2 protein-coding genes are annotated in these 2,036 nt (G+C 76.6%); both read right to left on the bottom strand.

The genetic code is table 11. From position 1 onward, the window contains the following. On the bottom strand, positions 1–1,510 hold a 1,510-nt coding region (locus tag BGO37_RS12070; RefSeq protein WP_291755220.1), incomplete at its 3' end, for a hypothetical protein. Next, on the bottom strand, positions 1,507–2,036 hold a 530-nt coding region (locus tag BGO37_RS12075; RefSeq protein ID WP_291755222.1), incomplete at its 5' end, for a DUF2235 domain-containing protein. The genes BGO37_RS12075 and BGO37_RS12070, both read right to left, overlap by 4 nt.

Below are 2,036 nucleotides of genomic sequence, written 5' to 3' on the forward strand. Positions count from 1 at the left end.
TGCGGTGCAGCAGCACGAGGCGCGCCTGCACGACGCCGTGGTCCGGGATCGTCCACGTCAGCCGCGCGGTCGCACTGCGGCCCACGCGCGGCACGACGAGCTCCGCCTGGACGGCCTCGCCGATCGGCACCAGGGGCGCCAGCACGACCGTGAGCCGCGCCGAGGCCACGGCGGGATCACCGAAGCCCATCGCCTCGTCTGGAGTCTCCCGTCCGTGCAGCGCGGCCACCTCCTCCGGGCCGACGAAGACGTCGACCGCGTTCGGCCCCGGTCGCAGGACGTTCGCGAACCCGGCGGCCGGCACGGCGTCGACCGGTGTCTCGGGGTCGCGTACGTAGGCCTGCAGCAGTCGCGGCACGTCAGCGGCGGCTGCGGCGATCTGGGCGTCGAGCCGCCGGCGCACCCTCGCCGCACCGACCGCACGGGAGTCGACCAGGGCCGGCTCGGCCGGTTCGGCCGCGAAGACGGCCAGGTCGTCGAGGCGATCGGCCATTGCGACCGCGGCGGCCGGGTCGAACGCGTCCGCTGCGGGCGGTTCGGCACCGACAGGCGGCTCGGCGAGATCTGCGCCGAGCGGCGGTTCGACGGCCGCAGGCGGTTCGACGCCGACCGGCGGCGGTGGGACCGGCATCGGCGGCGCCACCACGGGCGGCGGGACGATCGCCCCGGCCTCCGGGGAGGGCCGCGCCGCGCGCGCGAACACGCGCAGGTCGTGGCGCGCCTGACGCGCCCGCGCGCCCAGCACGACGGGCAGCTCCGCCTCGTCGAGCGCCGCCGGCTCTGCCTCGATCCGGATGCCGCGCCCGAACGCCGCGGTCAGCGCGACGTCGATCGGCCGTCCTCGTGCGAGACCGGCGACCACGGCGCTGAGCTGCGCGGCGACGTCGCTCGGCGCCGGCGTCTCGGGGATCACCGCGGTGAGCACGGCCGCGGTGGCCAGACGCAGGGCGGCGAGCGCCGCCTCCCGCGCCGTCGGGTCGCCCTCGGTCTCCTCGATGCAGACCACGGCATTCGCGACGGGGCGGTTCGCGGTGGCGAAGGCCGCGGCATCCGCCGGCGTCGCCCGCAGCACGAGGACGTCGACCGCGCCCGGCTCGGAGCGCACGTCGCTCATGTCCAGGAGAGCTCCCCCGACGAGCGCCGCCCGTAGATCGTCGTCGGCGACGCCGACGCGCGTCGGCCACGACCAGGAGCGCCGGTGCAGCGCATCCGCGGCACGCTGGGTCGGACGGACGACGGAGGCGACGGCCGGGCACGCCGCCAGTCCTCCCGCGTCGACCGGATCGGCGACGAGCAGGCGCACGACCTGCCCGTCCGGGGCGTCCCACGAGACGAGCAGGCGGGTGATCAGGTCGTCCGTGATCGGTCCCTGCGGGGCTGCGGGCGACGGCGGCGTCCACACGGCGGGACCCACCGACCGCGCACCCGCCTCGAGCGCGGCGGCGGCTGCGGCATCCAGCCCCGCAGCGACGAGCGCGGCCGCCGCGCGCCGATCCGCCGCGGTGCTCATGCCGGCTCCCGCTCGGCGGGCTCTGCCGGCGCGGCCGATGCCGGTGCCGGCGGCGCAGGTCGGGCCGGCGCGCCCTCGACAGCCGCGACCGGCTCCGCGGGGGCGAGCTGGTCGTCCCAGTGATACGTCGCGGGCAGCCGCACGGAGTACCCGCCGGCATCGATCCGCTGCCGCACGCTCGCGTGCAGGACGGCGCCGTCGGGGATGGGACGACGGCGCGGGATGAGGAGCGACCAGATCCAGGAGTTCCGGTGGGCCTTGCCCGCCGGATTCCCCTTCGCGAACGCGTTCGCCGCCCGCCGCGGGTTGATCTCGAGGCCCTCGGCGACAGCGCCCTCCATGATCCACCGCAGCGTGATCGTCGACAGGCCCTCGTCGTCGGGATATGTGCCGCCGACGTCCGAGTGCACGCCTGCGAACCACACCTCTTCGAGGCTCGCCGGGTTCTCCGTCTCGACGAGGTACTCGCGGAAGGGCCGGCGCCGCTCGTCGATCGACACGGCGTGCCGGATGCGCTGCGCGTTCG

Source organism: Cellulomonas sp. 73-92 (assembly GCF_001898175.1).
Lineage (GTDB): Bacteria > Actinomycetota > Actinomycetes > Actinomycetales > Cellulomonadaceae > Cellulomonas.